Annotated in this window: 32 protein-coding genes; 19 read left to right on the top strand and 13 right to left on the bottom strand. The window is 63.5% G+C overall.

Going from position 1 to position 24,316, the window contains the following annotated elements:
- Positions 1-93 precede the first annotated feature (93 nt).
- Positions 94-447 (bottom strand): TusE/DsrC/DsvC family sulfur relay protein, encoded by a 354-nt coding sequence (locus tag SCL_RS13055; RefSeq protein ID WP_096361617.1) that lies wholly within the window; start codon positions 445-447, stop codon positions 94-96.
- 119 nt (positions 448-566) lie between these two features.
- Here SCL_RS13055 and SCL_RS13050 point away from each other — a divergent pair, with 119 nt between their 5' ends.
- From SCL_RS13050 to SCL_RS13000, 11 genes are all read left to right on the top strand, one after another.
- Entirely contained in the window at positions 567-1,430 is an 864-nt protein-coding gene (locus SCL_RS13050) for a LysR family transcriptional regulator (RefSeq protein WP_096361616.1), read from the top strand.
- Between the two features lie 85 nt (positions 1,431-1,515).
- The gene (locus SCL_RS13045) at positions 1,516-2,574 is read left to right on the top strand and encodes a hypothetical protein (RefSeq protein WP_096361615.1); all 1,059 of its coding nucleotides are present in this window, start codon (positions 1,516-1,518) and stop codon (positions 2,572-2,574) included.
- A gap of 69 nt (positions 2,575-2,643) precedes the next feature.
- Entirely contained in the window at positions 2,644-3,063 is a 420-nt protein-coding gene (locus tag SCL_RS13040; RefSeq protein ID WP_096361614.1) for a GFA family protein, read from the top strand.
- Between the two features lie 10 nt (positions 3,064-3,073).
- On the top strand, positions 3,074-3,955 hold the full coding sequence (locus SCL_RS13035) for an NAD(P)-dependent oxidoreductase (RefSeq protein WP_096361613.1): 882 nt from the start codon (positions 3,074-3,076) through the stop codon (positions 3,953-3,955).
- Positions 3,956-4,139: 184 nt separating this feature from the next.
- The gene (locus tag SCL_RS13030; protein ID WP_197702641.1) at positions 4,140-4,637 is read left to right on the top strand and encodes a GbsR/MarR family transcriptional regulator; all 498 of its coding nucleotides are present in this window, start codon (positions 4,140-4,142) and stop codon (positions 4,635-4,637) included.
- A 66-nt stretch (positions 4,638-4,703) separates the two neighbouring features.
- Positions 4,704-5,069, top strand: coding sequence for a hypothetical protein (locus tag SCL_RS13025; RefSeq protein WP_096361611.1), 366 nt, complete (start codon positions 4,704-4,706; stop codon positions 5,067-5,069).
- Positions 5,070-5,072: 3 nt separating this feature from the next.
- A complete protein-coding gene (locus tag SCL_RS13020) occupies positions 5,073-6,344 on the top strand; it encodes an SDR family oxidoreductase (RefSeq protein WP_096361610.1) in 1,272 nt (423 codons plus the stop codon).
- Between the two features lies 1 nt (position 6,345).
- Complete coding sequence (locus tag SCL_RS13015) at positions 6,346-6,807, top strand: DUF2269 family protein (RefSeq protein WP_096361609.1); 462 nt, start codon at positions 6,346-6,348, stop codon at positions 6,805-6,807.
- A gap of 12 nt (positions 6,808-6,819) precedes the next feature.
- On the top strand, positions 6,820-7,218 hold the full coding sequence (locus SCL_RS13010) for a thiol-disulfide oxidoreductase DCC family protein (protein ID WP_096361608.1): 399 nt from the start codon (positions 6,820-6,822) through the stop codon (positions 7,216-7,218).
- 299 nt (positions 7,219-7,517) lie between these two features.
- Positions 7,518-8,033 (top strand): hypothetical protein, encoded by a 516-nt coding sequence (locus tag SCL_RS13005; protein ID WP_148665100.1) that lies wholly within the window; start codon positions 7,518-7,520, stop codon positions 8,031-8,033.
- Positions 8,030-9,367, top strand: a complete 1,338-nt coding sequence (locus SCL_RS13000; RefSeq protein WP_096361606.1) for a GAF domain-containing protein — start codon at positions 8,030-8,032, stop codon at positions 9,365-9,367. The genes SCL_RS13005 and SCL_RS13000 overlap by 4 nt, the downstream gene beginning before the upstream one ends.
- Here SCL_RS13000 and SCL_RS12995 read toward each other — a convergent pair.
- The 3 genes from SCL_RS12995 to SCL_RS12985 form a co-directional block, all read right to left on the bottom strand.
- The gene (locus tag SCL_RS12995; protein WP_096361605.1) at positions 9,354-9,950 is read right to left on the bottom strand and encodes a DNA-3-methyladenine glycosylase I; all 597 of its coding nucleotides are present in this window, start codon (positions 9,948-9,950) and stop codon (positions 9,354-9,356) included. The two genes, SCL_RS13000 and SCL_RS12995, sit on opposite strands and share 14 nt — an antisense overlap.
- Positions 9,951-10,017: 67 nt before the next feature.
- Positions 10,018-10,947 carry a sulfotransferase domain-containing protein gene (locus SCL_RS12990; protein WP_096361604.1) on the bottom strand — a complete coding sequence of 310 codons (930 nt, stop codon included), beginning with the start codon at positions 10,945-10,947 and terminating at the stop codon, positions 10,018-10,020.
- 34 nt (positions 10,948-10,981) lie between these two features.
- On the bottom strand, positions 10,982-11,485 hold the full coding sequence (locus SCL_RS12985) for a c-type cytochrome (RefSeq protein ID WP_096361603.1): 504 nt from the start codon (positions 11,483-11,485) through the stop codon (positions 10,982-10,984).
- 285 nt (positions 11,486-11,770) lie between these two features.
- Here SCL_RS12985 and SCL_RS12980 point away from each other — a divergent pair, with 285 nt between their 5' ends.
- The 3 genes from SCL_RS12980 (at position 11,771) to SCL_RS12970 (ending at position 13,128) form a co-directional block, all read left to right on the top strand.
- Positions 11,771-12,517 carry an OmpA/MotB family protein gene (locus SCL_RS12980; protein ID WP_172426054.1) on the top strand — a complete coding sequence of 249 codons (747 nt, stop codon included), beginning with the start codon at positions 11,771-11,773 and terminating at the stop codon, positions 12,515-12,517.
- Between the two features lie 31 nt (positions 12,518-12,548).
- The gene (locus tag SCL_RS12975; protein ID WP_148665099.1) at positions 12,549-12,812 is read left to right on the top strand and encodes a hypothetical protein; all 264 of its coding nucleotides are present in this window, start codon (positions 12,549-12,551) and stop codon (positions 12,810-12,812) included.
- Positions 12,813-12,894: 82 nt separating this feature from the next.
- Positions 12,895-13,128, top strand: a complete 234-nt coding sequence (locus SCL_RS12970) for a hypothetical protein (RefSeq protein ID WP_096361600.1) — start codon at positions 12,895-12,897, stop codon at positions 13,126-13,128.
- A 63-nt stretch (positions 13,129-13,191) separates the two neighbouring features.
- On the opposite strand, the gene SCL_RS12965 is transcribed toward SCL_RS12970, so the two are convergent.
- Complete coding sequence (locus SCL_RS12965; protein WP_096361599.1) at positions 13,192-14,073, bottom strand: pseudouridine synthase; 882 nt, start codon at positions 14,071-14,073, stop codon at positions 13,192-13,194.
- Positions 14,074-14,242: 169 nt separating this feature from the next.
- On the opposite strand from SCL_RS12965, the gene SCL_RS12960 reads away from it, so the two are divergent.
- Together SCL_RS12960 and SCL_RS12955 are read left to right on the top strand one after the other, a co-directional pair.
- Positions 14,243-14,689, top strand: a complete 447-nt coding sequence (locus tag SCL_RS12960; RefSeq protein WP_096361598.1) for a glycine zipper 2TM domain-containing protein — start codon at positions 14,243-14,245, stop codon at positions 14,687-14,689.
- Positions 14,690-14,708: 19 nt separating this feature from the next.
- Entirely contained in the window at positions 14,709-14,987 is a 279-nt protein-coding gene (locus SCL_RS12955; protein WP_148665097.1) for a PepSY domain-containing protein, read from the top strand.
- Positions 14,988-15,022: 35 nt separating this feature from the next.
- Here SCL_RS12955 and SCL_RS12950 read toward each other — a convergent pair whose 3' ends face one another.
- The 5 genes from SCL_RS12950 to SCL_RS12930 form a co-directional block, all read right to left on the bottom strand.
- A complete protein-coding gene (locus tag SCL_RS12950) occupies positions 15,023-15,592 on the bottom strand; it encodes a chalcone isomerase family protein (protein ID WP_096361596.1) in 570 nt (189 codons plus the stop codon).
- A 118-nt stretch (positions 15,593-15,710) separates the two neighbouring features.
- Positions 15,711-16,682 carry a sodium:calcium antiporter gene (locus tag SCL_RS12945; protein WP_096361595.1) on the bottom strand — a complete coding sequence of 324 codons (972 nt, stop codon included), beginning with the start codon at positions 16,680-16,682 and terminating at the stop codon, positions 15,711-15,713.
- Positions 16,683-16,765: 83 nt separating this feature from the next.
- A complete protein-coding gene (locus tag SCL_RS12940; protein WP_096361594.1) occupies positions 16,766-17,203 on the bottom strand; it encodes a hypothetical protein in 438 nt (145 codons plus the stop codon).
- 157 nt (positions 17,204-17,360) lie between these two features.
- On the bottom strand, positions 17,361-19,067 hold the full coding sequence (locus SCL_RS12935) for a cation:proton antiporter domain-containing protein (protein ID WP_096361593.1): 1,707 nt from the start codon (positions 19,065-19,067) through the stop codon (positions 17,361-17,363).
- A gap of 79 nt (positions 19,068-19,146) precedes the next feature.
- Positions 19,147-19,845, bottom strand: coding sequence for an SIMPL domain-containing protein (locus SCL_RS12930; protein ID WP_096361592.1), 699 nt, complete (start codon positions 19,843-19,845; stop codon positions 19,147-19,149).
- A gap of 142 nt (positions 19,846-19,987) precedes the next feature.
- On the opposite strand from SCL_RS12930, the gene SCL_RS12925 reads away from it, so the two are divergent.
- The gene (locus SCL_RS12925; RefSeq protein ID WP_096361990.1) at positions 19,988-20,719 is read left to right on the top strand and encodes a DUF2238 domain-containing protein; all 732 of its coding nucleotides are present in this window, start codon (positions 19,988-19,990) and stop codon (positions 20,717-20,719) included.
- A 24-nt stretch (positions 20,720-20,743) separates the two neighbouring features.
- Here SCL_RS12925 and SCL_RS12920 read toward each other — a convergent pair whose 3' ends face one another.
- A complete protein-coding gene (locus tag SCL_RS12920) occupies positions 20,744-21,202 on the bottom strand; it encodes a universal stress protein (RefSeq protein ID WP_096361591.1) in 459 nt (152 codons plus the stop codon).
- 39 nt (positions 21,203-21,241) lie between these two features.
- A complete protein-coding gene (locus tag SCL_RS12915; protein ID WP_096361590.1) occupies positions 21,242-21,490 on the bottom strand; it encodes an HP1242/YdcH family protein in 249 nt (82 codons plus the stop codon).
- 136 nt (positions 21,491-21,626) lie between these two features.
- On the opposite strand from SCL_RS12915, the gene SCL_RS12910 reads away from it, so the two are divergent.
- Complete coding sequence (locus SCL_RS12910; protein ID WP_096361589.1) at positions 21,627-22,007, top strand: phage holin family protein; 381 nt, start codon at positions 21,627-21,629, stop codon at positions 22,005-22,007.
- Here the strand turns inward: SCL_RS12910 and SCL_RS12905 are convergent.
- Positions 21,982-22,827 carry a hypothetical protein gene (locus tag SCL_RS12905; protein WP_096361588.1) on the bottom strand — a complete coding sequence of 282 codons (846 nt, stop codon included), beginning with the start codon at positions 22,825-22,827 and terminating at the stop codon, positions 21,982-21,984. The two genes, SCL_RS12910 and SCL_RS12905, sit on opposite strands and share 26 nt — an antisense overlap.
- Before the next feature lie 218 nt (positions 22,828-23,045).
- Between SCL_RS12905 and SCL_RS12900 the strand changes: the two genes are divergently transcribed.
- Positions 23,046-24,287 (top strand): PQQ-dependent sugar dehydrogenase, encoded by a 1,242-nt coding sequence (locus tag SCL_RS12900; RefSeq protein WP_096361587.1) that lies wholly within the window; start codon positions 23,046-23,048, stop codon positions 24,285-24,287.
- Positions 24,288-24,316 lie beyond the last annotated feature (29 nt).

Genomic DNA, 24,316 nt, shown 5'->3' with positions numbered 1-24,316 from the left:
AAAAGACCCGGACGTTGCCGGGTCTGCAATATCCCGATTTGCCTGTCGGGGGGATTCTGTGGGGTACCTCGCCGGTATGTCCGACCGGGCCGTTCAGCCGGTACTCCAGACGCGCGGCTTCTGCATGCCGGCGATCTTGCAGGCCTGCTTCACGTAGCCATAGGGAAACAGCTTGTAGAGATGGGTCTTGGCCGTCTTCTTGTCGAAGCCGTGCTCATTTGACAGGTATTCCATGACGTGGCGCACGTCTGGCGCGATCCGGTTGGTGTTCCAGCGTTCACGGATGAAGCGCAGCACCGGCCAGTGGTCTTCTTTCAGCTCGATGCCCTCTTCCTCGGCCAGGCGGCAGGCGATGGATTCGTCCCAGTCCACCGGATCGACGAGATAACCTTCGGGGTCGCGTGCGACCCGATAGTCGGTGCTCAGTTTGTTCACGGCTTGATTCATGGCGTTTGTCCTCTCCAGAATGCCTTGGTGCTCTGAATATTAGAGGTCGTTTATATAGCAATCAAACGATATTATTCGCTATATAATATCGATATTATCGATATATAGGATTTTTCCGCATGGATATCGACCAGGCCCGGACTTTCCTCGCCATTACCGCAAACGGGAGTTTTCTCGAAGCGGCCAAGCAACTGCACCTGACCCAGTCGACCGTCAGCGCGCGCATCCAGCGGCTGGAGGATGAACTCGGCACCCGGCTGTTCGTGCGCAACCGCGCTGGCGCCAGCCTGACGCCCGCGGGCCGGCGTTTCCTCGATTACGCCAAGCGTCTGGTGTTGACTGCCGAACAGGCGCGCGACGACGCCGGCCTGCCGGAACGCTACCGCGCCAGCCTGCGCCTCGGCGGGCGCCACGCTCTGTGGGAGGGATTTCTGCCGCAGTGGGTCGGGTGGATGCGGCATCGCGCGAACGACGTCGTGATCCACAGCGAGATCGGTTTCGAGGAAGATCTCATGCGCCGGCTGATCGAGGGCTCGCTCGACATCGGCCTGATGTACACGCCGACCCACAGTCCCGGCCTGGTCGTCGAGCACCTGTTCGACGAAATCCTGGTGCTGGTCAGTTCGCGCCCCGACGACAAGGGCCCGGGCGAGGATTACATCTACGTTGAATGGGGTCCGGGTTTTTACGCCCAGCATGCCCAGAGTTATCCTGACCTCGAAGGGCCGGCGCAGATCGCCGACATCGGCTGGCTCGGCATCCAGCTGGCGCTGGCCAACGGCGGCAGCTGCTTCCTGCCTGCGCGCATGGCCGCGCCTTTTATTGCCGCCGGCCGGTTGCACCGCGTTGCGGGCTCGCCCGAATACGCGCACCCCGCCTACGTGGTCTACCCGCGCAGCACCGACAACCCGGTGCTGGAACAGGCGCTGCAAGGTTTGCGGGAACTGGCGGCGGCCGAGCGCGAGCATGTCGCGCGCGGGTAATGAAAATCCGGGCCGGATCAGTTGCGCCAGGTCGCCAGCGCCGTGTTGACCCGCCACCGCTTGATGGTTAGATAGGAACAGCAATATGGATCCGCGCCCGACATTCATCGCCAAGGTGCGCGCCTGGCTGGCGCGCCAGACCGGTAGCGGTCAATCCGTTACCGCGCCACGCTGCGATCCGGCGCTGCTGCGGCAGGCGATCGAGCAGGTGGTCGACGGCGTCGATCCGCGCCTGCGGGCAGTTCCCGGTTACGCCCGCAAACTGGCGCCGGCGGTTGAGCAGACCATCGCCTATTTCACCGAGTGCGGCCAATGGCTGGCGGCGTCGGTCGAATTCAATACCCGCTGCTGGGCCGGCGATCCGCTGGTGCGCGCCCTGTTTGCGACCGCCGCGGAACTGCAACGGTTCTTCAGCGACGATCCCGGGGTGCGCGCGTATTTCCACGACCATCCGCTGGCGGATGAGGTGTACATCGGGCTGGGCGTGACCCGCCACGAGCGGCATGGCTTCGGCGTGGCCATGAGCGGCGAGGTGCTCCAGCGCGAGGCGCCGCAGACCGTGATCAGCTTTTCCGACTACCGGCTGTTCGGCGCCTGCGACAACGAGCAGCAGCTGCGCCAGAACATCGAGCAGCGCGGCTTCGGGTTCCTGATCGGCGAGGCGCTCGAGCGGATCGTTGAACAGGAGCACCGCGCGCACGACCGCGGGCAGGAGCAGCACGTCCTGGAACTGCGGCTGCGCGGCCTGCTGCAGAAGCGGGGGGCGATGGAGTCGCTGTACTACGAATCGAATGCGGGGCTCGACGACGAGATTGCCATGCTGCGTGCGCGCCTCCTGCACGAGCGGGAGGTGCTGGCCCCGGACCGCGGCGACGCCTTGGTACTCGACGGCTATATCGCCGGCATCAGCGCAGTGCTCGCCGACCCCGGGCGCTACGTGAAGCGCGAGACCGTGCGGCTGCGTATCAACCGCATGAACATCAAGGTCGAAGCGCCCGATGCGCCGGCCGACGAACTGACGTTCTCGGAGGTCACGATCGGCAGCCGGCCGCCGCGGGTGGTGGTTCTGACGCGCTTCCCGCGCCGCGACCTGCTGGCGGCACGCAGCCGCCTCGACGAGGCGCAGCAATCCCTGCGTCCCTGACGCCCGCCTGGCACGCTGCGCGACTAATCAGGTAATGTTCACATTGTCCGTCAACAGAAGGTGAAATCCATGACCCAAGCGGCTTTTCGGGGAAGTTGTCTCTGCGGTGCCGTGCACTACGAAATCAGCGGCGAACCGCAGCGGTTTTATCATTGTCACTGCTCGCGCTGCCGCAAGGCCACGGGCACCGGGCATGCCTCAAACCTGCTCATCAAGCCCGGGTCGATCAAATGGATCAAGGGCGAAGCGCTGGTGCATTCCTACAAAATCCCGGAAGCGAAGCGCTTCACCAGCCGCTTCTGCTCGGTGTGCGGCAGCCAGGTGCCGCGTTACGTGAAGGAGACGGACATGATCGTCATCCCGGCCGGTTCACTGGACAGCGATCCGGTGATCAAACCGGAAGGGCGCATCTTCTGGGACTCGCGCGCGGACTGGTCCTGTGGCGGCGACGGCATTCCTGTCCACTCGGAATACGTGCCCCAAAATTAAGGTGAAACCCATGCGACTCGGATTCATCGGCCTCGGCAACATGGGCGGCGAGATGGCGCGGCACCTGCTCGAGGCCGGGCACACGCTCAACGTTTACGCGCGCGGCGAACGTTCGCGCGCCCACGCCGGCTGCCTCGGCCTGAATCCGCTGTCCACGCCCGCCGAGGTGGCGCGAGCGAGCGAGGTGGTGTTCACCATGGTCACCGCCGGAGTCGACGTCGAGTCGGTCGCGCTCGGACCGGATGGCATTATTCACGGCGACCTGCCCGGCATGATCCTCGTGGACATGAGCACCATCGCGCCCGCGATCGCGCGCAACGTGGGCCAGCGCCTGGCCGAGCGCGGCATCGCCATGCTGGATGCGCCGGTCTCGGGCGGCGTGGCCGGCGCCAGGGCCGCCTCGCTCACGTTTTTCGTCGGCGGCGACAAGCCGCATTTCGAGCGCGTCAAACCGCTGCTGGAATGCATGGGTAAGACCGTCTTTCACATGGGCCCGCTGGGCACCGGGCAGGTGACCAAGCTCGCCAACCAGATCGCCCAGCTTGCCTGCCTCGAGGGTGCGGCCGAGGCATTGTTGTTCGCGCGCGAGCAGGGCGCCGACCCGGGCAAGGTGCGCGAGGCGATCCTCACCGGGTTCGGCGCCAGCCGCATGCTCGACCTGCTGGGCAAGAAGATGGTCGAGCGCGACTTCGCCGCCGGCATCGTGGCGGCGCTGCACCACAAGGACATCGGCGTGGCGGTCGGGATCGCGCGCGACGCCGGCATCCCCATGCCCGTGACCGCGCAGGTGATGCAGCAGCTCAACGCCCTCATGGCCGCCGGCCTCGGCGAGCAGGACACCAGCTCGCTGCTGTTGGTGCTGGAGCAGATGATGGGGCGGAAAGACAATTAGCGGGTCGGATGGTCCAATTTCCAGGCTCCACTATTGCATCCCCTCGAACCCGGCCCATACCGGGTCTTGTTATTTAGCCCGAAACTACAAAACCAGCTGCCGGTCTTGACAGCCGATCGATTTTACGCTATTTCTGTAATTACAGAAATTTAAGAAAGGACATCCTGTGAAGCTTTCCCCGGTCATGAAACGATTTGTCCTGCATTGGGGCGAAATGGGGAGCCGCTGGGGCGTGAACCGGACAGTGGCGCAGATCCATGCCCTGTTGTTTCTCAGTGAGACGCCCCTGACGGCCGAGACCATTGCCGAGATATTGCGCGTGGCGCGCTCCAATGTCAGCACGAGTATCCGCGAACTGCAAAGCTGGGGCCTGGTGAAGCTGGTGCACGTCGAGGGTGACCGCCGCGATCATTTCGAGGCTCATCATGACGTACGCGAGATCTTCCGCGTGGTCATGGAGGAGCGGAAGAAGCGTGAGTTCGACCCGACTATCAGCGTATTGCGCGAATGCGTCAACGAAGCCGGGAACGATACGCCCAAAGAGGTCCGTGATCGCATGGCGAACACCCTGGCATTCATGGAGCTGATCACCGGTATTTTCGACGAGGTGAAGCAATTGCCCGACGCCAACGCCGTGGCATGGCTCAAAACCGGGTTGAAGGCGAAGAGGCTGCTCGGCTGACACGGATTTTTTTAGCTGCATATTTCTGTAATGACAGAAATTAGTGAAAAGTAAAGGAACGCAAACATGAACAAAGAACTGGTACTGCTGATCAGCATGGGCGGGAGTGTTGCCACGGGTGCTTTGATGTGGTGGTGGCTGCGCGGCGCGCTGCGGGAAATGCTCGACCAGCTTTGTGAAAAACCCGGCAGCACAAACTTTTGGGCGCGCTATACGCTGCTGATGTTGCTGATTGCGCCCCTGATGGTGGCGGTCTTTTTCAGCCCCATCAATCTTCAGGATACGACACAGGTTGTCCGGCGGATCATCCTGGCGATTCTGTTCGGCCACTTTGCCGCCTTTGCCCTGGTGGGTCGCGGCCTGTTCAAGGCGGTCAGGCAGGGGATGGCACAGGAAAAGCATCTCGCCAATGCGGGTGTTTCGCGGGAATAGCACATGCGCATCCTGGTAACCGGCGCCACTGGTTTTATCGGCTCGGCCATCGTGGCCGCGCTGCGCAGGAGCGCGCATGACGTGGTCTTGTGTGTGCACCGCACAGGACACCGGTATCTGCCTGCTGATGCGGAGACTATCGAAGTGGACTACATGCGCGATCTGACGGCGGAGGACTGGTTGCCCCGACTCGCCGGTGTGGACGTCGTCATCAACGCCGTTGGCATATTGCGGGAAAGTGCGCAAGCACGGTTCTCCGAGCTGCATCATCTCGCGCCGCGCGCGCTGTTCCAGGCTTGTGAGCGGAGCGGCGTTAATCGTGTGGTTCAGATATCGGCGCTGGGCGCGGACGAAGGTGCTAGCCAATATCACCGTACAAAGCGGGCGGCAGATGATGTCCTGCGTGTGAGCACACTCGACTGGACCATCGTGCAGCCATCGGTGGTTTTCGGGTCTCGTGGTGCGAGCACCCGTCTGTTCCTGCGTCTCGCGAGCCTGCCGGTGATTCCACTGGTGGGTCGAGGCGAACAACGCATGCAGCCGGTACATATCGATGATCTCGTGACAATTGTCGCAAAACTCATCGAGCATCGCCTCGCGGTCAAACAAACCATCGCGGTGGTTGGTCCTGAAGCGGTCGCGATGCAAAAAATGCTGAGCGTCTATCGCGGGCTTCTGGGGCTGGGAAAAACATTCATGATTCCCATCCCGCTTGCCCTGATACGTCCCGTGGCGCGAGTCGGCGATGTCTTAAAAAGCGGCGCGCTGAGCACCGAGACCCTGCATATGCTCCTGAATGGCAATACCGGTTCGGTACAAGCGACGCACGAAATTCTTGGCTATTTCCCGCGTGCACTGCAGGATTTCATCCCACCCGAAGAAGCAGAATTCCTGCGTATGAATGCTGTCTGGTCATGGGTCCATCCGATGTTGTTGGCGGGTATCGCCATCATGTGGGCTGCGGCCGGCGTGGTGAGCTGGATATATGCCCGGGACCACGGTCTGGCCCTGCTGGTGAAACTGGGACTTTCACCCGAGTTTGCCACGGGTGCCTTCATCGTCGCTTGCGGCGTGAATGTCGCGCTCGGTATAGCCACGTTGCTGACGCCAGGGAAGATCCTGTGGGTGGCACAGCTAGCCGTAATGGGGTTCTACACCGCAGTTTTGTCGTGGGTGGCGCCACAGCTTTGGGTTGATCCCTTCGGCGCGTTGATCAAGAACCTGCCAATAGCCGCCGTGCTTCTTGGATTCATGGCCGCCTCAGCAGAGGCATGACATGGACTACGGCCTCATCAAGACGCTGCACATCCTTTCCGCCACGCTTTTGTTTGGCACAGGGCTGGGGACGGCCTATTTCATGTGGAGTGCAAACCGGACCCGGGATGTGCGGGTTGCCGCCACCGTGGCCAGGCACGTGGTGCGAGCAGACTGGATATTTACGCTTCCCACGGTCATCTTCCAGCCGATATCCGGGATCTGGCTGGCCCAGGCGGCGGGTTACGCCTGGACTGGCTGGATCGGATTCTCTCTCGCGCTCTATGGTATCGCCGGAGCGTGCTGGCTGCCGGTCGTGTGGTTGCAAATGCGTATGCGTGATATGGCCACAGACGCGGACAAGCACAACCGGCCGCTGCCCGGTCGTTATTGGCGCTACGCACGCGCCTGGTTCTGGCTGGGCGTGCCTGCTTTTGTCGCAATGGTGGGCGTATTCTTTCTGATGGTTTTAAAGTCCGATTGAAGGAGGTGTGACATGGCTCAACCGAAGCTGACATTGTTCTACGATGGCAGTTGCCCGATCTGTTCCTGGGAAAAGCATAACTTGATGAGTCGCGATCGACGTGGCTTGCTGGGCTTCATTGATATCCAGTCGCCGGAATTCGATCCGGGCGTCCATGGCGTGACGATGCAGATGCTGATGGCGCGCATGCATGGACTTACCGATGATGGGCGCATGATCGTGGGGGTGGATGCGCTGATCGAGGCCTATCGTGCTGTCGGATGGTGGTGGGCCTACCTTCCCCTGAGCATCATTCCCGGTCGGTTGGCTAATCTGGCCTACGGATGGTTTGCCGATCATCGCCATGAACTATCCAGGCGATTCGGACATTGGTTCGGTCCTGTCTGCGAAAAAGACGCCTGTCGAAAGTGAACGGAAGCCGGGTTGGCTTGCGCCCGTTTATTGTTCGATTATTTTCACTGCGTCACCCGCCGCAGGTTTGCCGCCGGCAACGACGCGGATACATATACCCCCTTTGGCCCAAGCCAATTGAAAGGCATGGGCAAATAATACTGTGTTTTCACGAGCCCACCCCCCGCGCTGCTCCGGCCTGTTGCCGCCCCATTTATTATCGGCATGGCAAGAGGTAAATTGCCGTCACGAACCGCACGGTTGTTGCAGAGGTTTTCCGGGGGAACCGCGGTTTGTCTTATAACTAGAATACTCGCGCTATGGATGCCACAGCTTCCGGTAATCAGCCGGACGCGCCCTTGCTCGATGAGGCGCGCGCCGATTTCATCACCCATCACGTCGCCATGAACGTGGCTTCGTGCAGCGCCGCGCGGGTGCCGTCGGTGGTGCGCGCCCACGGCTGCCGCGTGTCCGCCGACCGCCGCCGGGTGACGGTATTCGTGTCGGTGCCGCGCGCCGCCAGGGTGATCGAGGACCTGCGCGCCGGCGGCGGCATCGCCGTGGTGTTTACCCTGCCGCACACTCACGAGACCCTCCAGCTGAAGGGCGCGCGCGCCGACGTGGTCCCGCTCGCGCCGGGCGACGACGCCTGCATCCGCGCCTACGTCGAGAGTTTCGTGAAGGAGCTGGTCCGCGTCCATCATCGGGAGGCGCTGGGGCGCGCCGTGATGTCGAGCGCGGACGAGGAGTCCATGGGTCTGGTGTTCGAGCCGAACGCCGCCTTTGTGCAGACGCCCGGCCCCAAGGCCGGCAGCCGCCTGGAGCGCCAGCCGTGACCCCGCGTCTCGGCGCGTTGCGGCGCTGCTTCGAGGGCGCGATCCCCTCGGCCATCGCCACCTGCGCGGCGGACGGCACGCCCAACGTCGCCTACCTGTCGCAGGTGCATTATGTGGACGAAAGCCACGTGGCGCTGACCTACCAGTTCTTCAACAGCACGCGCAAGAACATCCTCGCCAACCCGCGCGCCACGGTGCAGGTGGTGGACCCGGACGACGGCGCGCACTACCGCCTGCAGCTCGAATACCTGCGCACCGAGACCGAAGGCGCGCTGTTCGAGAACATGAAGGCCAAGCTCGCCGGCATCGCCTCGCACACCGGCATGAGCAAGGTGTTCCGTCTCATGGGCTCGGACGTGTACCGCGTGCTGGTCATCGAGCCGGTTCAGGGCGGGATGCCGTCCACGGCCACGGCGCGCCCGAACCTGCTGCCGGGCCTGCGCGCCTGTCTCGCGGGCCTCGCGGGTTGCAGCGACCTGGCGCAACTGTTCGACGAGACGTTGCAGGGTCTGGAGCGCTACTGCGACATCCGGCAGGCGATGTTGCTGATGCACGACGCCGCGCGCGGGCGACTGTACACCGTCGCCACCCGCGGCTATGCCGAATCGGGTGTCGGTTCGGAAATCTGCATGGGCGAGGGCATCGTCGGCGTGGCCGCGCGCGAGCGCACCCCGATCCGCATCGGCTACGCGGCGCAGGAATACCTCTACAGCCGCGCCATGCGCAAGGGTTTTGAGCGCAGTACCGACGGTGACGCGCTCGAAACCGAAATCCCGTTTCCGGGTCTCCCGGATTCGGCCAGCCAGCTGGCGGTGCCGCTCACGTTCGGCCCGCGTCTGCTCGGCGTGATGTATGTGGAAAGTCCGCAGGAGCTGCGCTTCACCTTCGAGGACGAGGACGTGCTGATTGTGCTGGCGGGACAACTGGCGCTGGCCATGGAACTGCTGTCGCATTCCGCCGAGCAACATGAGGAGGTCGCGGCCGCGGCGCCGCGGCCGCCCGCGGCGCAGGGCGCGCCGGTGACGGTGCGGCACTTCGCCGCCGATCACAGCGTGTTCATCGACAACGACTATCTCATCAAGGGCGTGGCCGGTGCGATCTTCTGGAAGCTGTTGCGCGACCATGTCGAGGCCGGGCGCAGCGATTTCACCAACCGCGAGCTGCGTCTCGATCCGGCCCTGAAGCTGCCCGACATCAGCGACAACCTGGAGGCGCGCCTGATCCTGCTGCAGCGCCGCCTGGCCGAGCGCTGTCCCTTCCTCGTCATCGAGAAAACCGGCCGCGGGCGTTTCCGCCTGAACGTCAGCCGGCCGCTGAAGCTCAGCGCCGCGTGAGCTGTTTGTAGCGGAAGCAGCCGGTCACGTGGTCGTTGACCATGCCGACCGCCTGCATGTGGGCATAGATGATGGTCGAGCCGACGAAACTGAAGCCGCGTTTTTTGAGATCCTTGCTGAGCGCGTCCGATTCCGCCGTGCGTGCCGGTATCTGTTTCATGTGGGTGCGACGGTTCTGAATCGGCTTGCCGCCGACGAAACGCCAGACGTATTTATCAAAGCCGTCGAACTCGTCCTGCACTTCCAGAAAGGCACGCGCGTTTTTGATGGCGCTCTCGATCTTGAGGCGGTTGCGCACAATGCCGGGGTTTTTCAGCAGCCGCGCGACCTCGCGTTTGCCGAAACGCGCCACGCGTTCGGGATTGAAGCCCGCGAAGGCTTCGCGGTAATTCTCGCGCTTGCGCAGGATGGTGATCCACGACAGCCCGGCCTGCGCGCCTTCCAGGATCAGGAATTCGAAATGCTTGCGCTCGTCGTGCACCGGCACGCCCCATTCCTCGTCGTGGTAGCGCATGTACAGCGGGTCGGTGCCGCACCAGGCGCAGCGCGGTTTGGCGGTATCGATGCGGCGTGCGGCCGGCATGTGTCTCTCCTTGCGGATTCTCCCGGGCGGAAAGTCTACACGACCGGCCGGCACGCCGGCATTGGCTTCAGGTCCCGGTCCGGCGCAGGTCGAGCGCCGCGCTGCCGTGGGCGAGCCAGCGGGCGCACTCCGGCCCCAGCTCGCGCGCCGCACACGCCTCGTACTCGGCGTTGTCGGCGGCGGTCAGCGTGTCGGTCCAGCGGCCGTTCACGCCCTTGTTGATGAACACCTGGGCGCCGCCGTCCCAGAAGGCGCCGCCGAGCGGCACGCTCTTGGCGGCGTTCTGCTTCATCCAGTCGAAGCGGCAATAGCGCACGATGTCCGGCCAGCGCGCTTCGTCGATGGCGATGCCGAGGAAGCGCGCGATGCGGCGCATCTCGCCCTCCATGTCGCTTTTCAGATCGTTGAAATGCACGATCAGCACGTTGGGCAGGTGGCGGATCGCCCACCAGCTGCGGAGATTGTCCCAGAACGGCCAGAACGGGTGCCCGTCTTGGTCCATCCACTCGCGCCAGTACTGGCGGATGTCGGCGGGCGGTGGCGCGATCGGCGGGCCGACGCGACCGGGGGTGTCGTTCAGCGCCGCGTACCAGGCGGCATTGGCGTTGGCGTGGTGGTTGTACATGCTCCACACCACGTCACGGCCGTCGCGCGCGACGTAGATGTATTTCGCCTTCGGCGAGAACACCAGCGCGTCCACCGGCAGATGGGTCTTGATGATGCGCCGGTGCGTCTGCGCCTCCACCGCCGGCAGCTTGATCTCCTTGGGCGGCACGCGCAGGTCGAGCCAGGGCGAGAGCTCGGCCACCGGCAGGTCAGGGTCGCCGCCGAACAGCATCTGCGCCACCATCTGCTGCATCCAGGTGGTGCCGGACTTGGCGTAGGTGGCGATGACGATGTCATCGTCGCGGAACCGGAAGTCGTTCCAGATGGTGGAATCGAAATGGTGGCTGTGCAGTTCCCGGGTCTTGACCGGCCATTGAATGTGCTGGGACATGATTTGCTCTCCTTTCGAATCAGGTGTGGCGAGCCTACCGGCTCGCGTGCTTGGGCAGGTTTTTCGGCACGAACTCGATGTAGGGTGTCATCACCGCCACGCCCGGCGCGGCCGCGGCAGGCGCCGGTACACCCGCCGGCCCGAGCGTGCGGATGAAGCGGTACATCGCGACCAGGTCGGCGTCGGTCATCTCGCGCAGGTTGAACCACGGCATCGGCGGGCGCATCGGCTGGCGCGCGCGCGCCAGCCACTGCGCCTCGGTCAGTTTCTGCACGGTGAGCCTCAGGTTCGCCGGATAGGTTGTTCCCCACGGCCCCTGGAAACCCACGGCATTGCCGGCGAGCCATGCGGCCTGCGGCGTCTTGCCGTTCGATTCGGGATAGCCGGGGGTGTGACAGTCATTGCAGCCGCCGGCCACGATCAGGTAGCGTCCGCGCTCGAAGGTTTTCCCGTCCACCGGCGCTTCGGCGGCCGGGGCGGAAAGGCTGAACAGGACCAGCGGCAACAGCAGGGGGTACAGCCATTTGTGCGATTTCATGGGTGGTCTCCTCGTACAGGGTTATGGTTCGGAGAGAGTTTATGCAGGCGGCCGATTGACCGTTGCTAAATCTTGGCTCAGGAATCCCTAAATATTTCTTAACCGGCCGTCGCGCGACGTTGGCCCCGGAGAGGGGGTCTGCGGCCGATTTACCACGGTTCTTTCGCGGACGACGCCGTGTTGAATTGCCCCGACGGCTGGCGCGATATGGCCCGCCGGTTCTGGTACAGTGCGGACCGCACAAAAGCCCCCAAGTCCCATGCCTCAAAAATGCGGAGGTTAATAATGAAACACTCATTGTATTTTCTGCTCGCGGCCGGCACGATCCTGACCGGTTGCGTCTCGACCTCGACCTTCGAAGAGAAGTCAGCCGAACTGGCGGCCTGTGAGTCGCGCGCGAAGAACGAACTCGCGGCCTGCAATGCCGCGCGCAGCGAAACCGAGACCAGGCTCACCGTGGTCAACCAGGAACTCGATGTCCATCGCAAGATCGCGGAGGCCAATAAGCAGAAGCTCGAGGCCGTGCAGAAGCAGGAAAACGTTCTGCGTGATCGCATGCAGCAGGAACTCGCGGACAAGAGCGTGGAGATCGAACAGCTGCGCGGCCAGCTCACGGTGCGCATGCTGGACAAGATCGTGTTCCGCTCCGGCAGCGCCAATATATTGCCGGAGGGCATGGCGGTGCTCGACAAGCTGGTGGAGGTCATCGCGGACAGCAGCGACATCATCCGCGTCGAGGGTCACACCGACGACACGCCGATCAGCGACAAGCTGAAGGCGAAATATCCCTCGAACTGGGAACTCTCCGCCGCGCGCGCCTCGGCCGTGGCGCGCTACATCGAGACCAAACACCACATCAATCCGAAGCGGCTCGAATCCCTGGGTTTTTCCGAGTATCACCCGGTGGCGCCCAATGACAGCCCGGAGAACAAGCAGCGCAACCGCCGTGTCGAGATTGTGCTGAAGCCGGCGCCGGAAGCGGAAGCCGCGCCCGCGGCACCGGCACCGGCCGAGTCCGGGGCGAAGCCGTAACGCCATGGCCAGCGCGAAACGTCTTCATACAATGCGCCGCCTGCGGGCGTGGTGGATCGCGGGTTGTCTCACCGTCGCCGGCCTCGCGGCCGGTCCGGCCCTGGCCGCCGACGACACCAGCCTGGATGACAGCGCCAAGAAGGTGGGAAACAACTTCGGCGAGATGCTCAAGGGCATGGGCCAGGAGCTGAAGAAGGCCGGCGGATCGCTCGGCGAATCCGGAAAAAAGGACGACAAGAAAGAAAAGAAACGCCCGGAAGCAGAGCCGGACAAGGATAAGAATAACGCCAAGTAATCTTCCGGATACGGTGCGCTTGGCTGCTGCCCGGTAAGGAGCGCCCCATGATCCAACAACCTCGTAATCAAGGAGCATGCGTATGTCGACGTTGAAAAAGTTGTGCGTGTTGTCCGCCGGCCTGTTGATGGCGGCAGGACTTGTTGCTTGCGAGCAAAAAGGCCCGGCCGAGAAGCTCGGCGCGCAAATCGACCAGACCGTCGATAAGGCCCAGGAGAAAATCCAGGAAGCCACCAAACCCGAAGGACCGATGGAACAGGCCGGCAAGAAGATCGACGCGGCCGTCGAGGACGCCAAAGAGGCAGTCAAGAAATAGCCTGGCAATCGTTGAATAAAAAACGGCGGGTTCATACTGAACCCGCCGTTTTTTTTTACGAAATCACCAAAGAAGTTTCCGCTCTGAACGAAATTCCCTGTCCATGCCCGCGATGGGGTCGTGGAACCGGATTTCCCTGGCCAGCAGCTGGAGCGGCCGGTCGAAATCATCGTCGCGTTCCGGTTGCAGATCGGGATAAACCCGGTCGTTGATGATCCCGAATCCCAGGCCGCTCATGTGCAGCCGCAGCTGGTGGGTTTTGCCGGTCACCGGTTGCAAGCGGAACAGGCCCCGGTTGTCCTTCATTTCCACGAGCTGGATGTGCGAGCGGGCATTGACGGTGCCCGGCACGGTTTTCATGCGGAAGCGCGGCTCGCCGCGGACGATCCGGTTTTCGACGGTCCAGTGGTTTTCCGGCGGCGGCTGATTCAGCTCTGCCAGTGCGTGATAAATCTTCTCCACGGCTGCGCGCATGAACAGCCCATGATAAGCCCCGCGCGTTTCCGGATTGACGGAGAAAACGACAAGGCCCGCGGTCTCGCGGTCGAGCCGGTGCAGCGGCGCCAGCCCGGCAATGCCGGTGCGGGCGCGCAGGCGATTCAGCAAACATTCCTCCACGTAACGGCCGCCCGGAATCACGGGCAGAAAATGCGGCTTGTCCGCCACCAGGATCTCGCCATCCTGAAACAGGATTTGTTCCGCGAAAGGAATGACCGGCTCGTTTTCGACTTCCCGGAAATAGAAAATCCGTTTCGAGGGCAAATACGGCGTGTCCGCCGTGATGGGCCTGCCTCGATCGTCCAGCAGCTTGCCGGCGCGCAGGCGTTGCGCCCACTGGTCATAGGAGATGCCCGGGAACGTCCGGCACAGAAATTCCACGATTGAAGGGTAGGGCACGGGCGCGGCCGGCAGCGTCACCACGGAAGGTTGTTTGGCAATGCCCATTTATCCGTACCTGTCTCCGAAAGCCCTGATGGTCAAGCTGTGGGAATTTTAAAGACAAATTAATCAACGAGATACAACTGAATTACGTTCAGTCAGCGTTCAGCCAGGGGCGCGTAACCTTGTCTCTGAAACAAGCGCTAACCCTTAATCACAAACGAAGGAGACAAACATGAATCGCAAATTACTGAGTGCCGCCGTCCTGGCTGTGGTTACCTCGCTGTCCGCGCCGCTGGTGCTGGCGGATCGCGGCGACCGTGACGGTTACCGTGACCGCGACGGCTACCGCGAGGTCCGGGTGTACCAGGTGGAGGAGCGCTATGCGCGTCATGATAACGGCCTGCACCGCGGGTGGTACAAGGACAAGCATCAGTACCGGCACGACGGCCGCCATGACTATTACGAGCGCCGTGAATACCGCGAATACGGCCCACGCGGCGGCCATGGTGATGACGGGTATTACCCGGAGCGCCGCTCCAGCTCGTCCGCGCCCATCATCCTCGGCAGCGTCATCGGTGGCGTGATCGGGCATGAGGTCGGCCGCGGCGATCCCGGGCACACGGCGGTCGGCGCGGTGATCGGCACCGTCATCGGCTACGACATCGCGCGTCACCGCTGAGATGCGCCGCGCGAAACTCGTGGCATGCCTCCTGGCCGGACTGCTGGCGTGGTCTGCCATGGTCCCGGCGGAGGCGCGGCACGACGGACATTCGCCGCGCCATGAGAGTCCGGGCCGGGACAGGCTTTCGCTCGACGAGGCGGTCGTGAATGTCCGGCGCGATACCGGCGGACGGGTGTTGTCGGCGCAGCAGCATGAACAGCGTCGCGGCACCTCTTACCGGATCAAGGTCCTGCTGCCGAATGCATCGGTGCGTTCTTTCGATGTCGAGGCGCAAGATCGCCCGCCCGCCCGCTGACGCACAGCCGGAGGACTGGCCGGAACCGATCCAGTTCAATCGGCGCCGAGCATGGCGCGTTTGAGGGCAGCATCGGCCGGTTCTTTGCCAAGCCAGATGCGCAGCCAGGCCTGCATGAAATCCTCACCCTCTATCATCCCGCGTTTTTCGTTGTTGATGGACACCGTGGTGCCCGTGCCGGGCGTGTAATCGAGCCGGATGACGTCGCCGCGGCGCACGGTCTGAAACAGGCCATTGAAGCGTTGAATGCGTTCCCCGAGCCTGGCGCGTTCGGCCTCGCCGAGGTTGGCGCTGAATCCGTCGTTCCAGGCGTCGACGAGCTTTTCCTTCGTGACCTCGCTGTGAAGGAAATACATGTGCACCGCCAGCGGCCCGGTGTTGCGCAACACGGCGTCCGCCTCGGTGGCGCGGGCGGACAGGTACAGGGCGCCGACATACACCTTGATGAAGAACTTGCTGCGCACCCCTGCTCCGTTGAGCACGAGCGCTGGCAGATTGGCGCCGGCTGCGGTGGTTTCCGGCAGTTTCACGCCGGCTACTTCCCTGCCAAACGCCACGGCGGAAGATAACAGCAGGGCCAGCGCGACAAGGTTGCGAATGTGCATGGATCGGCTCAATGGGTTGGTACCATGGCCGGTAATGAAAACACGTGCCGCGGGTGTGGCGCAACACCCGGGGCCGCTCCGGGCTGGCGGACGATGCATGATGTATTGCGCGCCGTTCTCAGAAGTCCACCTGAAAAAACACGGCGCGGAGCAACACATAACCGATGTAGAGCGCGAGCAGTGTCAGCGCTGCATAACGGCCCAGGCTTTGGTTGCGCCACAGGAAGATGAATAGCAGCGCGCCGGTGGCGATTTTCACCGGCAAGTCGTAGACCATGATTACCGCCGGGACGGTATAGCCGGAGATGAGCGCCCCAAGGCCGGCGCCGAAAAGCGGATTGGTGATGTTGCTCCCGATCAGAATGCCCGCCGAAATATCCTGCTGCCCCTTCAAAATCGACACCAGCGCCGTCATGAGCTCCGGCAGCGCCGCGCAGATCCCGAGCACCAGCACGCCGAAGAGCGAGCCGCTGAGCGGCAGCATCGCCACCAGTCGCTGTGACGCCGCCAGCACCGGGTCCGCCAGAAGCCCCATGGCGATGAAACACATCGTGATGAGCAAGGCCAGTAGCGGCGCACGGAAGCGCGGCAAGGGTAAGCGCTCGCGTGAACGGGCATCGTGACGCATGCGTCCGAGATAAAACAAATATCCGAGGTATACCAGGACCAGCAGCCCGCCTTCGAGGCGGCTGACCGCGCCGCCCAGGCAGGCGAGCCACAACAGGGACGAGGCCGCGATCAGGGCGCCGACCTCGGTCGCCAGCATTCGCCGCGCCACCGTCACCGTCCCGATCAGGCCCACCAGCGGCAGCACGAAGTTCTGCTGAAAGATATCCGAGCCGATGTTGCTGCCAAGCAGCAAGCCGGAGAGCGTGTCCATCGTCTCCGGCTCGCGCAGGATGCGCGCGCTGCCAACGATGTGGGTCATGATCTCGAGCAGGCTGGTGCCGACGGACAGAATCGTCAGACCGACGAAACTGCCCGACAGGCCATAGTGACGCGCCAGACGCAGCGTCAGGCGGATCACCACCTCGGCGACCAGCAGGATCGCCAGCGCGCCACCGAGGACAACCAGAAGATCAGCGAGCATGGGATCTCACCCATAAATGACCGGGATCGCCCCCCGATGATCAGGGAGACAGTTGCGATCCGCGCCGCCGTGCCGCTGGGGTGTTACCTGGCTTTGTAAACGACGTCGTGCTCGCGCGCGTGTTCCCTGACGCGCAGGCCGAAGGACTGGCCGGGACGCGCCTCGTTCACGTGCACGTGGTCGATTTCCATGGAATCAACCGGCTGCGCGAAATCGCTGGTGTGGCCCTTGATGTGAATCTGATCGCCCACGCGCAGGATGCCCTTCTCAAGTTTCAGGATCGCGACCGAAAGATGATTGTAGTAATGCGTGACGATTCCGATGCGTTCCATGCCGGGCGGTGGCGCCGGAGCGGCCGGCGGCGGCATCGCGGCCGGCTTGCGCGGCTTTGCCTTTGCCCTGGCCGCGGGTTTCTTTTTGGCCACGACCTTTTTGGGAGCGGCTTTTTTGCGGACTGTCGCCTTGGCGGCGGCGGGTTGCTTTTTCTTTGCTTTGGCCTTGGCTTTCTTTTTGGTTGCCATGGGGAGGACCTCCACTTGGAAAACGGTACCAGTATAGAGAAACGCCGCCCGTGTTGTTAGCGGGCCGCCAAATAGTGCAGGCCCGGTGCGGGGTTTTCTTTAACAAAAATCAACTTTTCCCGGCTTGTCGCGACGCCGGGATCAATTCCTTGTCCTGTCAGATCGCGGTGGCGCGCGCGGCCCGGTCGAGCACGTGACGCGCCATGCCCGACGCGAGTTCGTGCTCATCCATGAACACCCGGCCGATGTTCTGCTTGTGAAGCAGCGCCGCCTCGTCCTCGCTGTGGACGTAGGCGACCGTTTCGATGCCCGGATTGAGCTGGCGCGCGATGTCCATCATGCGCAGTGCCAGAAAGGTGTCGGGAACAGCGATCGCCAGCATTCGGGCTCGCGCCACATGCGCCTGGATCAGCACCGCCGGTTCGGCGGCGTCGCCCGAAACCGCCGGTATGCCGCGGGCGCGCAGCGACTCCACCAGTTCGCGGTTCTGCTCGGCCACGACGATCGGCACGCCGCGCGCGCCCAGTGCTTCGGCAAGGCGCCGGCCGACGCGGCCGTAACCCACGAGCAGGACGTGACCGGTGAGGCGCGCCGGGTCGACGCTCATCGGCAACTCCGCGAGCGGATCGTCGGGGCGCTCCAGCAGGCGCGCGAGCCTGGAGCGTGAGCGAATCCACTTTTGCGCCGGCTCGATGGCGCGGAACACCAGCGGGTTGAGCGCGATCGAGATCAGCGCGCCCGCCAGCACCAGGCTGTAGCCTTCTGTCGGCAGCAGTCCCAGGGTAACCCCGAGACCCGCGAGGATGAACGAGAATTCGCCGATCTGCGCCAGGCTGGCCGAGACCGTGAGCGCGGTGTTGAGCGGATAGCGAAAACCCAGAACCAGTATGAAGGACGCCAGCGATTTGCCGAGCACGATGATGGCGACCACGGCGAGTACGTGCAGCGGCTCGCGCACCAGGACTTCCGGTTCGAACAACATCCCCACCGACACGAAGAACAGCACCGCGAAGGCGTCGCGCAGCGGCAGGGATTCCTCGGCGGCGCGATAGCTCAGATGGGATTCGCGCATGACCATGCCGGCGAAAAAGGCGCCGAGCGCGAAGGAGACGCCGAACAACGCGGCCGAGCCGTAGGCGATGCCGACAGCCACGGCGATGACGCACAAGGTGAACAGCTCGCGCGATCCGGTGCGCGCCACCTGCGCCAGCAGCCACGGGAACACGCGCCGGCCGACGACCAGCATCAGGGCGACGAAGACGGCGACCTGGCCGAGGGTGATGCCGAGCGTCGTGAGCAGGCCCTTGTCTGGCGCGTGACCCGCGGGATCGGGCGCACCGAGCCAGCCCGAAAGCGGCGGCAGCAAGACCAGCACCAGCACCATCACCAGGTCCTCGACCACGAGCCAGCCGACGGCGATGCGGCCATTGACGGAATCCAGAACGCCGCGGTCCTCCAGCGCCCGCAGCAGCACGACCGTGCTGGCCACCGACAGGGCGAGGCCGAACACGATGCCGGCGCCCGGACTCCAGCCCCAGAGCGTCGCGATGCCCATGCCGAGCGCCGTGGCCACGACGATCTGCGCGACCGCGCCGGGCAGCGCGATGCGGCGCACCGACAGCAGATCGTCGAGCGAAAAATGCAGGCCGACGCCGAACATCAGCAGGATCACGCCGATCTCGGCCAGCTGTTGCGACAGCCCGAGATCGGCGACGAAACCGGGCGTGCCGGGACCGATGATGATGCCGGCGATCAGGTAGCCGACCAGGGCCGGCAGTTTCAGGCGCATGGCGATGAAGCCCATGACCAGGGCCAGTCCCAGGCCGGTGGCGAGCGTGGTGATCAGGGCAACGCTGTGAGGCACCGATTTTCCCTCCGGATCAGGTGGAACCGCGCAGAACGAATGGCGTCAATCGCGATTCATTCTGCGTGAACATACAAGATTATTGCAGTTCGATCATCCCGCCCACGTTCACGCTGAGAATGCTGGTGCCGGCCTCGAGCGCGGGCGGCGCCGCCGATTTGTCCATGGCCTCCATGGCCATGCCGCGCATCATCGGCACCGGTTGCCCGTCACCGGTGTTGATCGAGACATTGACGAGGCGGTAGCCCCTGGCCGTGAATTGTCTGCGCACCAGTTCGGCGCGCTGCTTGAAGGCATCGAGTGCCTGCGCGATCAACTCATCCTCGACCGTCGCGCGGCGTGACGGGGACACCGAGAAATTTATGGAGCCAACCTGCAAGTGCTCCTGCAATTGCCCGATCAGGTTTCCCAGTTCCGCGAAATCCGATCCATCCAGCAGCAGTTCCTGCGTCGCGCGCCAGCGCCGGATTTTGTTCTTGTCGTAAACCGGCCAGGTCCGGTAACTGCCGGTGCGGACCTCGATTTTGGGCCGGGCCTTGGCGGTTTTGAGCGCACCGTCCATGGTGCGATTGACCTGGTCGGCGAGACGCGCGGCGTTGTCGTCCTCGGCGGTGAGATTGAGCACGGCGTGCATGCGATCGTTGTCGACCGGACGGCTGCGCTCGACCTGAAAATGGATCTGGTTATAGCGCGGCGTGTCGTCGGCCGCGGTGGCCGGAACGGCGACGGCGAAAACGGGAACGAAGGCGGTGACGATCAGACGAACGAACCGTGGCATGGGGCATTCCTCGCGGCGATGGGGACGGTGCGATTGTAACACCCCGATGGCCCGCGGCCGGCCGCGCCCAACGGAGGAAGCCGACGGATGAATGGAATCGGTACCGATTTATCCCGGCCATGAACCGCTATACCATGCTTCCATGATTACCCGCATTTCGCACCGACGTTACCTGCTGATACTGGGCATCCTGTTCGCCATCGAATGGGCGCTGCTGGCCATCAATCCCTACGACCGCGCCGACTGGGCGCTGGAGAATGTCCTGGTGGCGGTAGCCGTGCTGGTCCTGGTCGCGACCCATCGGGTGTTCCCGCTATCGCGCATTTCCTACACGCTGGTATTCCTGTTTCTGCTGCTGCACGAAATCGGCGCGCATTACACCTATGCCAAGGTGCCCTATGACGAAGCCTTCAGCTTTCTCTTCGGCTTCAGCCTGAACGAGGCGCTCGGTTTCGAGCGCAATCATTTCGATCGCGCGATCCATTTTGCCTACGGGTTGTTGCTGGCGTACCCGGTCCGCGAGATGTTCATCCGCATCGCTACGGTGCGCGGCTTCTGGGCCTATTTCCTGCCGCTCGACATCACCATGTCCACCTCCATGCTGTTCGAGTTGTTCGAATGGGGCGCGGCCGAATTTTTCGGCGGCGATCTCGGCATGGCCTATCTTGGCACGCAGGGCGATGTCTGGGACGCGCACAAGGACATGGCGCTGGCGAGCCTGGGGGCGCTGATCGCCATGCTCGTGACCGCGGCGATCAACCTGAGTTTGCAACGGGACTTTGCGGCCGAGTGGAGTGACAGCCTGCGCGTGAAGATTTTCCGCCCACTGGGCGAAAACGCTATCAAGCTGATGCTGCGCAAGAACCGGCGCTGAACCCGCCGTGCGCGATGCGGATGATTAGCTGCTGCGGACCAGCAGCACCGGGCAGAGCGTGAGCCGCATCACGCCTTCGGCCACGCTGCCGAGGAGCAGGTAGTTCAGACCGCGCCGGCCGTGCGTGCCCATGACCAGCAGTTCCGCGGGCATGGCCTTGGCCTCGTCCGCGATCACTTGCGGGATGCGGTCGCTGGAACGCTTGAGTTCAACCAGCCGTGTCTCGACGCGCAGTCCGGCGCTCTCGATCTCCTGCTTGGCCTGGTCCAGGATGTCCTGCCCGTACTTGCGTGCCTGCGCGTAGATCTCCTTGATATAGGATGGCGAAGTCTCGGTCTGCGGGACGTTGCTGAGGGTGTCGATGACATACAACAGGCGGATCTGGGTCCCCACTTGCTGGCACTGTCCGATGCGGATCGCCTCGCGCAGGGCGGCCATGGAGGTTTCACTGCCGTCGATCGGTACCAAAACACGGTTGTACATGTTGCTGTCTCCTTTGAATGGGACTCGCGGCGTCAGCCGTCAGGGCCGGACCGTCGCGAGCATGGCGTAGAGCTTGTCCTTGAGTCGCACGCGTTTTTTCTTGAGTTCTTCGGTATAGCTGTCCGACGGGGTCTCGATCTCCTCTTCGATGCGGTAAATCGCCTTGTCCAGTTCCCGGTACTCGGCATAAAGCTGGTTGAACTCCGGGCTCGTCAGCTTGAGTTCGTGGACGCGCTGCTTGAGTTCGGGGAACTCCTGCGCCAGATCGTGATGGTGTTCGCCGTGCATGGTACCTCGGCCGGAGTCAGGGACAAACCGAGTCTGCGCCAGGGCCGGGAGCCCGGCTTTGCTCCCGGTCAAGAAACCGGGCGCAAGCGCCGTGCCATAATGCCGACGGTCGATTCCCGACAACGAGGGTAAGCCCATGATCGGCTTGTTATTGCGACTGCTGGTGGCGGCGTTCGGGCTGTGGCTGGCCGCGGCGCTGGTGCCCGGTATCGAAGTGCAGGGGCTGTGGACCCTGCTGGGGGCGGCGCTGCTGCTCGGGATCGTCAACGCCGTGGTGCGTCCGCTGCTCGTGATCCTGACGTTACCCATCACGCTGCTGACGCTCGGATTGTTTCTGCTGGTCGTCAACGCCGCCATGCTGGGGCTGGTGGCGTGGATGTTCGACAACTTCACGATTTCCGGTTTCTGGCCGGCCGTGCTCGGATCGATCGTGGTGAGCCTGACCGGCTGGCTCGCCTCCTATTTCATCGGCCCGCGCGGCCGCGTCGAGGTCATTGTGTTACGGCATCGGCGCTAGTGGCTCGCCGGTCCGTCGCGCGGCGCATCTCGGGTTTCATCTGATATTCCCTGGATTCCCTGGCGTCGAAGATGTCGCGGTAACTGCAATACAGGCTGGCGGCGGTGACCGGAAAGATGACACTGCTGATGATGAGCGATACCAGATAACCCGCCCAGCCGGAAAAGCGGGAAACCAGCGCGCCAAGCAGGAACGGCGCGAGCAACAGGCCCAGCAACACCAGCAGGGCCACGGCAAAGTGCCGGCTGGCCCGGAGACTGTGCTGGAGCGCGGGGATCAGCGGCTCGTCGCGCAGGAACGCGAGCGGCAGGGCGTAGATCAGCGTTGCCGCGACCACGGCATACAGCGTGAACACCAGCAGCATCGCCACGAGGACACCCGCCTGCGAGGTTCGGTCGAGGCTCGACCAGTCAGCCACCCAGGCGTTGCCCGCCAGGGCCTGCAGCGGCAGGTTGGTCAGCAGCACCGCCGCGGCGCTGAACAGACACGTCACCGCCATGGGCAATACATGCGCATGATTGTGGAATACGCCGACCAGCTGCCACGGTGACTGTTTCAGGGCCGGCAGCCGCAACGAGGCCGGCAGGGCCATCGGCATTTTGCGTACGCTGTCGATGGCGAGGTAGGCGCTGGCCAGCCATATTGGCGCCAGCAGCGCGACCAGCAGTCCTCCGAGCAGCGGAATCAGCGTAAGCACGCCGACCAGCACCGCCGTGGTGAGACCCATGCCGCCGAGCAGCCAGGGATTGCGCAGGAACAACCGCCAGCCGCCGGTCAACCAGCGCCAGCCGATTCGCAGGTGCTTCGATATTCGCTGCAAGGCCGTTCTCCTCAGGCAGGCTTCTGCCCGTCCATGATGTACCTAATAAAGCTAGCACGGGGATTGCCATCCGGCTGGAGTGCGCTGGGCCGGCCGTGCTATTCACGCTACGTTGACCGGGGTTATCGCGCCGTTTATCGGCATGAATGATGCCGGGACAAAAGGGATTAACCCGGATTTGTTTATCCCCGTCTCAAACCCTTGATACCATCGTCACCATGATCAACCGTGTTGCTCAGGGAAGGCGCACGCCGCGGTGGCGCACCGCGGTCCATGCCGGCGCGTTGTTATTCTTGCTGGTTCAGGCTGTACCGGTGGTGGAGGCGGGTAGCGAGCCGCTGGTTTACGAAAACCAGCCGCTTCAGGTTGGTGGAACGCGTCAGATCGCGCGCGTGCCGCAGGGATACCGTCTGGAACTGCTGGCCGACGGGCTCGATGGTCCGCGGTTGTTGACGTTTGCCGACAACGGCGATCTTTTCATCGGCTCCAAGTCCGGCAAGCTGTATCGCGTGCCGCCGCCCTACACCGCGCCCGAGGTGCTGGTCACGCTCGACGACTATCCGCACAGCGTCGCGTTCCGCCGCAACGAAATTCTCATCGCCCGCACCCACGGCCTGTACCGCGCACCGTACCGGCCGGGCCAGAAAAGCGTCGCGCCGGAAACGGTGCAGCTGCTGGCGCGCCTGCCCGGCGGCGGTGGTCACAACAGCCGCAGCGTCGGCATCGGCCCTGACGGACGCGTGTACGTGAGCCTTGGGATCCAGGGCAATTGCAGCGATCAATATCTGGGCGATCGCTATCCATTCAATGAACGGCGCGGCGGCATCCTGGTGCTGCGCGAGGACGGCGGTCAGCCGCGCTGGGAGGCGTATGGATCCGGGCTGCGCAATCCCGTGGGCTTTGCCTGGCATCCGAAATCCCGTGTCATGTACGCCAGCAATAACGGCCCGGATCACCTTGGCTACGACCAGCCGCCGGAATATTTCAGCCGCGTCACCGCGGGTTCGTTTCACGGCATGCCGTGGTTCCAGTTCGACGGGAAACAACTGCAGCGCGACAACTGTGTATCCAGCAAGCCGCCGCGGCCGCTGGCGGAGGTCAGCGCGCCGGTCGTGACCTTCCCGTCGCGCAACGCGCCCATGGGCGTGGCCTTCGTGCCCGCGGGCGCGCTGGGCGAGACACTGGAGCGTGACGCGATCGTGGCGCTGCGCGGCTCCTGGGGCACGCAACCCACCGGCGGGTTCATCGGCAGCGCCGCCACGCGCCGGCCGCCAAAGATCGTTGCGGTCAGATTCAAGGATGGCGAAGCGGTGCGCGTGGATGATCTGGTCACGGGTTTCCAGCTGGCCGACGGCGACCGCTGGGCGCGGCCCGTGGGCGTCGCCGTCGGCCCCGACGGTGCGCTCTATTTCACCAGCGACAGCGAGACCAACGGCCTGTTTCGCTTGCGGCGGAAATAGGGATAAGTCTGTGGTGAGGTCCTGCGATG

It is taken from the genome of Sulfuricaulis limicola, from assembly GCF_002355735.1.
GTDB classification, from domain to species: Bacteria; Pseudomonadota; Gammaproteobacteria; order Acidiferrobacterales; family Sulfurifustaceae; genus Sulfuricaulis; species Sulfuricaulis limicola.
The sequence above is the reverse complement of the archived record's forward strand: the minus strand, read 5'-3'. Positions and strand labels throughout refer to the sequence as shown.

What these genes read in the sequence shown, in the direction of transcription:
- SCL_RS13055 (WP_096361617.1), bottom strand. Translation starts at nt 447, where the DNA reads ATGAATCAAGCCGTGAACAAACTGAGCACCGACTATCGGGTCGCACGC.
- SCL_RS13050 (WP_096361616.1), top strand. Translation starts at nt 567, where the DNA reads ATGGATATCGACCAGGCCCGGACTTTCCTCGCCATTACCGCAAACGGG.
- SCL_RS13045 (WP_096361615.1), top strand. Translation starts at nt 1,516, where the DNA reads ATGGATCCGCGCCCGACATTCATCGCCAAGGTGCGCGCCTGGCTGGCG.
- SCL_RS13040 (WP_096361614.1), top strand. Translation starts at nt 2,644, where the DNA reads ATGACCCAAGCGGCTTTTCGGGGAAGTTGTCTCTGCGGTGCCGTGCAC.
- SCL_RS13035 (WP_096361613.1), top strand. Translation starts at nt 3,074, where the DNA reads ATGCGACTCGGATTCATCGGCCTCGGCAACATGGGCGGCGAGATGGCG.
- SCL_RS13030 (WP_197702641.1), top strand. Translation starts at nt 4,140, where the DNA reads ATGAAACGATTTGTCCTGCATTGGGGCGAAATGGGGAGCCGCTGGGGC.
- SCL_RS13025 (WP_096361611.1), top strand. Translation starts at nt 4,704, where the DNA reads ATGAACAAAGAACTGGTACTGCTGATCAGCATGGGCGGGAGTGTTGCC.
- SCL_RS13020 (WP_096361610.1), top strand. Translation starts at nt 5,073, where the DNA reads ATGCGCATCCTGGTAACCGGCGCCACTGGTTTTATCGGCTCGGCCATC.
- SCL_RS13015 (WP_096361609.1), top strand. Translation starts at nt 6,346, where the DNA reads ATGGACTACGGCCTCATCAAGACGCTGCACATCCTTTCCGCCACGCTT.
- SCL_RS13010 (WP_096361608.1), top strand. Translation starts at nt 6,820, where the DNA reads ATGGCTCAACCGAAGCTGACATTGTTCTACGATGGCAGTTGCCCGATC.
- SCL_RS13005 (WP_148665100.1), top strand. Translation starts at nt 7,518, where the DNA reads ATGGATGCCACAGCTTCCGGTAATCAGCCGGACGCGCCCTTGCTCGAT.
- SCL_RS12995 (WP_096361605.1), bottom strand. Translation starts at nt 9,950, where the DNA reads ATGCCGGCCGCACGCCGCATCGATACCGCCAAACCGCGCTGCGCCTGG.
- SCL_RS12990 (WP_096361604.1), bottom strand. Translation starts at nt 10,947, where the DNA reads ATGTCCCAGCACATTCAATGGCCGGTCAAGACCCGGGAACTGCACAGC.
- SCL_RS12985 (WP_096361603.1), bottom strand. Translation starts at nt 11,485, where the DNA reads ATGAAATCGCACAAATGGCTGTACCCCCTGCTGTTGCCGCTGGTCCTG.
- SCL_RS12980 (WP_172426054.1), top strand. Translation starts at nt 11,771, where the DNA reads ATGAAACACTCATTGTATTTTCTGCTCGCGGCCGGCACGATCCTGACC.
- SCL_RS12975 (WP_148665099.1), top strand. Translation starts at nt 12,549, where the DNA reads ATGCGCCGCCTGCGGGCGTGGTGGATCGCGGGTTGTCTCACCGTCGCC.
- SCL_RS12970 (WP_096361600.1), top strand. Translation starts at nt 12,895, where the DNA reads ATGTCGACGTTGAAAAAGTTGTGCGTGTTGTCCGCCGGCCTGTTGATG.
- SCL_RS12965 (WP_096361599.1), bottom strand. Translation starts at nt 14,073, where the DNA reads ATGGGCATTGCCAAACAACCTTCCGTGGTGACGCTGCCGGCCGCGCCC.
- SCL_RS12960 (WP_096361598.1), top strand. Translation starts at nt 14,243, where the DNA reads ATGAATCGCAAATTACTGAGTGCCGCCGTCCTGGCTGTGGTTACCTCG.
- SCL_RS12950 (WP_096361596.1), bottom strand. Translation starts at nt 15,592, where the DNA reads ATGCACATTCGCAACCTTGTCGCGCTGGCCCTGCTGTTATCTTCCGCC.
- SCL_RS12945 (WP_096361595.1), bottom strand. Translation starts at nt 16,682, where the DNA reads ATGCTCGCTGATCTTCTGGTTGTCCTCGGTGGCGCGCTGGCGATCCTG.
- SCL_RS12940 (WP_096361594.1), bottom strand. Translation starts at nt 17,203, where the DNA reads ATGGCAACCAAAAAGAAAGCCAAGGCCAAAGCAAAGAAAAAGCAACCC.
- SCL_RS12930 (WP_096361592.1), bottom strand. Translation starts at nt 19,845, where the DNA reads ATGCCACGGTTCGTTCGTCTGATCGTCACCGCCTTCGTTCCCGTTTTC.
- SCL_RS12925 (WP_096361990.1), top strand. Translation starts at nt 19,988, where the DNA reads ATGATTACCCGCATTTCGCACCGACGTTACCTGCTGATACTGGGCATC.
- SCL_RS12920 (WP_096361591.1), bottom strand. Translation starts at nt 21,202, where the DNA reads ATGTACAACCGTGTTTTGGTACCGATCGACGGCAGTGAAACCTCCATG.
- SCL_RS12915 (WP_096361590.1), bottom strand. Translation starts at nt 21,490, where the DNA reads ATGCACGGCGAACACCATCACGATCTGGCGCAGGAGTTCCCCGAACTC.
- SCL_RS12910 (WP_096361589.1), top strand. Translation starts at nt 21,627, where the DNA reads ATGATCGGCTTGTTATTGCGACTGCTGGTGGCGGCGTTCGGGCTGTGG.
- SCL_RS12900 (WP_096361587.1), top strand. Translation starts at nt 23,046, where the DNA reads ATGATCAACCGTGTTGCTCAGGGAAGGCGCACGCCGCGGTGGCGCACC.